Below are 5,712 nucleotides of genomic sequence, written 5' to 3' on the forward strand. Positions count from 1 at the left end.
AAAGGGATAAAACCCTATAACTGTGTCCAGGATCGTTTGACCAGATCAGGCTGCGATCTGAAGTGTGTTTAAAGAAGTGTCTGAATCGGCGGAACCTTCCCACAAGATTTTCAGGTTGTCCGTCGGACGTCCGGTCTCTAGCCTGTGTTCGTCGCTGCCAATTCAGTGACCGGGCGTGGAAACCCGAAGACACGAGAGAGCAGATACGCCTTTCATAACGTATGCTTGCGCACTTTCATTGTGTGCACTCTGTTATGGCGGTTGTGCGCGGGAGACATTCGTGTCTGCCGGGTTGCTCTCTCCCGGATTTCCAGCCTGCGTACAGCTGCCACCCATTTTTCCTGGAAGTCGAATGGGCCAGTTGCAACTATCAATGAGAGAGAATCACCATGAAAAAACCAACACCCAACCCCCCAGAACCAGACACCAACACCACATCCCCCTACGCCTCAGTCGACAGCAAAAAACTCCACGAAGCCGCCGACCGCGCCCTCGATTTCTACCTCAACCCCACTGCCCACATCATGTCCAGCGCCAACGAGCCGGAACCCATGTACCTCGCCAACCCCAGGTACAACACCGAATCTCTGCTGGCCAACGCCAGCGAAACCCTCGGCTCGGCCAGCGAAATGCTCATCAACTTCGCCGCCTCGCTGGAAACCTCGCACCGCAAGACTGCACTGGGTATCGCACAAGTCGTCATGCTGGGCGAACTGGCGGTGAATCAAGCGCTGGATCACGTCGAGTTGAAGGATGGCTGATTGATCGTTCCCACGCTCTGCGTGGGAATGCAGCCCCTGACGCTCTGCGTCAAATTCGCGAGCTGGAACGCTGAGCGTCCCGAGCGGCATTCCCACGCAGAGCGTGGGAACGATCAAGAACAGAAACCGCGTTTTTACCCTCAATCCGGAAGCACCATGGATCCCCTGTTTTCCACAACCGTTCCAGATTTAGAAAGCGAAGAACAGGCCGCCAGCTACGACCGTTGGTTTCGTGCCGAAGTCCAGAAGTCACTCGATGATCCGCGTCCGAACATTCCGCATGAGCAGGTAATGGCAGAGATCGAGGCATTGATGGAAAGGGTGCGGCGCAAGCAGGAGGCACTTGAGGCGTCTGACAACGATGAATCCTTGACCGTTCAGGAGTCATCAAAGATCAGGTAACATCGGTTGATTGTAATATTCAAAGGAGAGAAACGATGGCAGGAAAGCCAGTCGCAAGGCTCGGAGACCCAGGGAGTCACGGCGGAAACATTTCCACTGGATCAAGTCCTATTTTTGTTAATTCAATGCCCGTGGCGTTGGTAGGAGATATCTATTCCTGTCCTCTTCACGGCAGTAACCCCATAACGACGGGCGCTCCCCATGTTTTCGGTTTGGGGAAAGACGTTGCCCATGTTGGCTCCCAAACAGCATGCGGAGCGACTATTACTGCCGGATCACCCGACACCTTCGTCGGTCAGTCTGGTGGTGGCGCTTCCACTAGCTTCTTCTCGCAGTTTCTGAAAGAAAAGACTTTTGTCGAGTTTCAGTTGCTTAACGAAAAAGATGAGCCCATCGCCAATGAGGCGTATGAACTGACGCTGCCGGATGGAACCTTGATGACTGGCGTCCTTGACGAAAATGGCTTTGTGCATGTTGCAAATATTCCTAGGGGGAGTTGCAGCATAAAATTTCCGAAGCTTGAAGATACGGAACATCTTTAATGGTTCAGCCTACTAAAACTAACAGCACCACACAGGCAGCAAAAAATACAGGCGCATCAGGAAAAACTACAAAGACTAATCAGATAGTCGTGTCAGGTGCCTATATGGAAATACTGGTTGGTGGTCCCTATACCCGCGATAAAGAAGAGCATCCTTTCGGGCACGCAGCTTTACACGTGGTGGTTGGTAGCAAAGACATCACCTACGATTTTGGTCGTTATGGCAAAACATGGGGAACGTTCGATAGCGAGGGGGAGGGTGTGTTGAATGTTTGGACGTCCTTCAAAACGTATATCTCTGGTGAGAATAGTTTGGGGCGTACAACAACTGGTTTTGTTTATTTTTTGGATAATGCTAAGGCTGAGGCTGTTATCGCCCATTTCGACGGCATTGTCGCTCAACAAAAAGAACAGAGAAGAAAGACAGCGTCGTCAGCACGTTACGTCCTGCCCTCAAACTATCATCCAACTACGAATAACTGCACAACCGTAACAATTGCAGGGGCAAAAGTTTCGGGTAAGCCAATTGTGCAAAATCCGGCAAAATATAATGAGATGCGAGGTCTTTCTTTTATTGAGAGACAGGCAGCGCGTACGCAAAGTAGTCCGCAGGACGGAATTTTTATGCCGGCGGATTTGCAAGCCATGCTCGAAGCGAATACCGAGGCACCTTATGATAAGAAAAATGTTTACAAATAGGCGACTTGGCCTTTGGCTGGTGGTGGTTTTATCCGTAAATGCGATTTTTTTGGCTTTTCTGATTTCTGATGATATTGCGAAGGGGCACGATATGAAAATGATCAAAACTAAAGAACCGCTGCTTATCGAAGGTCCAAATGGCGACGATAATTTCTATGTCCTGCCTCTGGGCACTACGCTCTACCACGATAAAAGCTTTCCTGAAGGTCACGATCGTTATGTGGTGTATCTGAATCATAAAGGCGCGATTGCTCACGAAGAAGTGCCCATGAAGCCTGAGTATGGTGGTTCTTTTATTGATCCACTCTGGCTGGCAAATGTGGATGCAGATACTTTGAAAGAAATTTTCAAGCGTTTTCCGCTTTCCAAAAAAGATATCGCTGCCGCCATTAAGGCCAATGAGTTAACCAAGGATGATCTGGCCGACATTATTCGTTCAATGCCAGATTGATCGACTATGAGCTGCCGAAGGCTGCGATCTTCTGATCTCCAATAGCAAAATCAAAAGAACGCTGCCTTTGGCAGCTCCTGCATAGGCCAAAAAAACCGCGACCCCCCTCACCAGAGAATCGCGGCCCATCAACACCCAACCCCTACTGCTGCAAAACCGTCGCCTGGTTAGCCGACCCGAACTGCTGAATATTCGCCGTCTGCGTAACCCCACTCTGATCGACATTGGCAATGTTCCCCGTCCCGCCCTGGGTCACGTACGCCACGTTCATCGTATCCGCTTGCTTCACCGTGATCATGTTGTCGCTGCCATAGAACTGCGCGGTATACGCCTGGTTCCCCGTCCCGGACTGATCAAACTCAGCACTGTTGCCCGTGCCATTCGAAGAACCCTGCACCAGGTTGCCCGTGCCGCGCTGATCCGAGATCAAAATGTTGTCGCTACCGTTCTGATCAAAATACAGCTCGTTATACGACTCAGCCTGACTGACCGTGGTTTTGTTGCCAGTCCCGGTCTGGTGCGTGGTCATCACATGCCCGACGCCATCCTGAGTGAAGCTGGCGATGTTGCCATTCCCCGCCTGAGTCACCGTCGCACGCTGGTTACTGCCGAACTGCCCACCCGATTGCGGGCCTTTCCAGTTGCTGGCGTAGACCTTGTTGTCGTTGCCCACGGAGGTGGCGCTGAGTGTGTGGCCGTCGCCGCTCTGATAGGTGTAGTGCACGTTGCCGTTGCCAACCTGGTACAGCGCCAGCGTCGAGTTGACTGACTCGAACTGGTCGGCGTAGATCGCGTTGGTGTTGCCGACCTGGGTGACGGTGGCGCTGTTGTTTTCGCCGAAGCTTTGGTCGACCACGGTTTCGTTGCTGTCGCCGTATTGGTTGACGGTGGCCTGGCTGGCGAGTTGCGCGTCCTGCCAGATTTCGCTGCCGTTGAGGTTGCCGAACTGGTTGATGGTGATGGTGCCGCCGGTGCCGTTGCGTTGGTCGCCGTAGGCGTAGTTACTTTCGCCAGCCTGGTTGATGCCGATCTGGCCGCCGTTGTGGGTGACCTGTTCGGCGGTGCCGTAGTTGGCGGTGCCGTATTGGGTGATCACTGAACTGTTGCCGCTGCCTTCATAGAGTTGTTCGATGTTGGCTTCGTTGCTGTCGCCGAACTGGAAGGTTTTACCTTCGCTGCCGTTTTGCGAGTCTTGATAGACGAACGAGAAGTTGCCAGTGCCTTGCTGTTGTTGCAGCGCGCTGTTTGGTGAGCCGAAGCCCAGCGACTGGCTGGCGTGGGCGGTGTTGAAGGCGCCGACCTGTTGTTGGGTGATGGTGGCGTTGTCTTCGTAAAGTTGTTCGGCGTAGCCGGCGTTGTAGTCGCCGACCGCGTCCTGGGTGATCACGCTGCTGGCGTGGTCTTGCACGGCGGCGGCGTCGTTGCCCTGGCCCAGTTGGGTCTGGGTGGCGGTGCTGAACGGTGCCTGGGTCTGTTTCACATCCGCGATGTTGGCGGTACCGACCTGGCTTTGGTTGGACAGGCTGTCGTCGGCCATGGCCTGGGCACTGATCATGACCAGGAGGGCGGCGGTGAGGGGCGTCAGTTTGAACATGATGATCTCTCCGATGATTTGCAGTGCTTAGCGGTATTGCTTGACCGAAACGCTCATGCCGTTGCCCGACTGGGTCACGGCGCTTTGCAGCCCCGCGCCGGCCTGCTCGATGCTGGCGTCGTTGTTGTTGCCGTTTTGCGAAATCTGCGCGCGGTTATGGCTGCCGTTCTGCGTGATCGAAGCGGCGTTGCCGGAACCGTTCTGGTTGATCAGCGCCATCAGGTCGCTGCCCTGTTGCAGGATGTACGCTTCCTGATTGCTGCCCGACTGCACGATCTGCCCGAGCAGCGACTGACCGTTCTGTTGCAGCAGGGCGACGTTGGCCTGGCCGAGCTGGTCGATCAGGGCTTGCTGACCCACCGGTGGGGGCAGTTCGCCGAGGTCGCTGCTGGTCGGGGCCAAGTCATCGTTTTCCATCAGGTCGTCGGCACGCACGCCCGCACTGCTGCACAGCACAAGCAGGCAAAGCAGGGCGGCGGTCGGCGTGTTCATGGCTCACATCCTGTCAGGCGTTAACCGGTTCGAAATCGACCCCAGCCACCCGAGAGTGGCTGGGGATCTGGCTTACAGCGTGGTCACCGAGACCGTGCGCACGGTGCCCTGGGACGAGCGGATCGTCGCGGTCGGGTTGGCCGATGGCACCACCGTTGTGTTGTTCAGCGTCAGCCGCCAGCGTCCGGTCACCGGTACGGTGGTGGTGCCGAGAGTGACCAGTCCGGTCGGGGTGGTGACCTGCACGGTGATGGTGTTGCCGGTGGTCACCGACGAGGTGCCGGTGAAGTCCCAGTTGAAGCGACCGCCGGAGCGTGCCTGCACCGTGGACGCGGTGACGGTGAAGGTTTCCGCTGCTGGCCGTGGCGACACTTGCACCGTGACCGTGGCCGGCGTCGACAGGGCGCCGAAGCTGTCCCGGGCGATGTAGGTGAAGGTTGTGGTGAACGCCGTGGTGACGGTGGCCGGTGGCGTGTAGGTGATCACGCTGCCGTCAGTGCTGACCGTGCCACGACCGACGGCCGGTTGGGTCAGGCTGGCGACGCCCAGCGGCACGTTGCCTTCCGGATCGGTGTCGTTGGCCAGTACGTTGATCGGGATCGCCACACCCAAGGTGGCGACGCTGTCGGCGACGGCGGTCGGTGCCCGGTTGGGCGCGACGGTAATCGTCACAGTGGCCGGATTGGCCGAGGTCAGGCCTTTGGCGTCTTGCGCCTTGTAGGTGAAGGTCGTGGTCAGTGGCGTGTTGACCACGGCTGGCGGGGTGTAGACC

At 56.0% G+C, this 5,712-nt stretch carries 8 protein-coding genes; 5 read left to right on the forward strand and 3 right to left on the reverse strand.

Annotation, left to right across the window (positions count from 1 at the left end):
* Nucleotides 1–389 precede the first annotated feature (389 nt).
* The 5 genes from DBR24_RS24645 (at nt 390) to DBR24_RS24665 (ending at nt 2,854) form a co-directional block, all read left to right on the forward strand.
* Nucleotides 390–761, forward strand: a complete 372-nt coding sequence (locus DBR24_RS24645; protein ID WP_095120173.1) for a DUF6124 family protein — start codon at nt 390–392, stop codon at nt 759–761.
* Between the two features lie 156 nt (nt 762–917).
* Complete coding sequence (locus tag DBR24_RS24650; RefSeq protein WP_128616046.1) at nt 918–1,163, forward strand: antitoxin; 246 nt, start codon at nt 918–920, stop codon at nt 1,161–1,163.
* Between the two features lie 35 nt (nt 1,164–1,198).
* On the forward strand, nt 1,199–1,705 hold the full coding sequence (locus tag DBR24_RS24655) for a PAAR domain-containing protein (protein WP_128616040.1): 507 nt from the start codon (nt 1,199–1,201) through the stop codon (nt 1,703–1,705).
* Nucleotides 1,705–2,403, forward strand: a complete 699-nt coding sequence (locus DBR24_RS24660) for a hypothetical protein (RefSeq protein WP_128616041.1) — start codon at nt 1,705–1,707, stop codon at nt 2,401–2,403. Before DBR24_RS24655 ends, DBR24_RS24660 begins: the two co-directional genes overlap by 1 nt.
* A 91-nt stretch (nt 2,404–2,494) precedes the next feature.
* On the forward strand, nt 2,495–2,854 hold the full coding sequence (locus tag DBR24_RS24665; protein WP_224795170.1) for a hypothetical protein: 360 nt from the start codon (nt 2,495–2,497) through the stop codon (nt 2,852–2,854).
* A gap of 142 nt (nt 2,855–2,996) precedes the next feature.
* Here the strand turns inward: DBR24_RS24665 and DBR24_RS24670 are convergent, their stop codons facing one another.
* The 3 genes from DBR24_RS24670 to DBR24_RS33605 all read right to left on the reverse strand — a co-directional run.
* Nucleotides 2,997–4,448, reverse strand: a complete 1,452-nt coding sequence (locus tag DBR24_RS24670; protein WP_128616043.1) for a curlin — start codon at nt 4,446–4,448, stop codon at nt 2,997–2,999.
* Nucleotides 4,449–4,475: 27 nt separating this feature from the next.
* Nucleotides 4,476–4,940, reverse strand: coding sequence for a curlin (locus DBR24_RS24675; RefSeq protein ID WP_128616044.1), 465 nt, complete (start codon nt 4,938–4,940; stop codon nt 4,476–4,478).
* A 72-nt stretch (nt 4,941–5,012) separates the two neighbouring features.
* The coding region (locus tag DBR24_RS33605; protein WP_256591803.1) for an Ig-like domain-containing protein at nt 5,013–5,712 on the reverse strand (700 nt) is incomplete at its 5' end.

The organism is Pseudomonas sp. HMWF006 (genome assembly GCF_003061205.1).
GTDB lineage: Bacteria > Pseudomonadota > Gammaproteobacteria > Pseudomonadales > Pseudomonadaceae > Aquipseudomonas > Aquipseudomonas monsensis.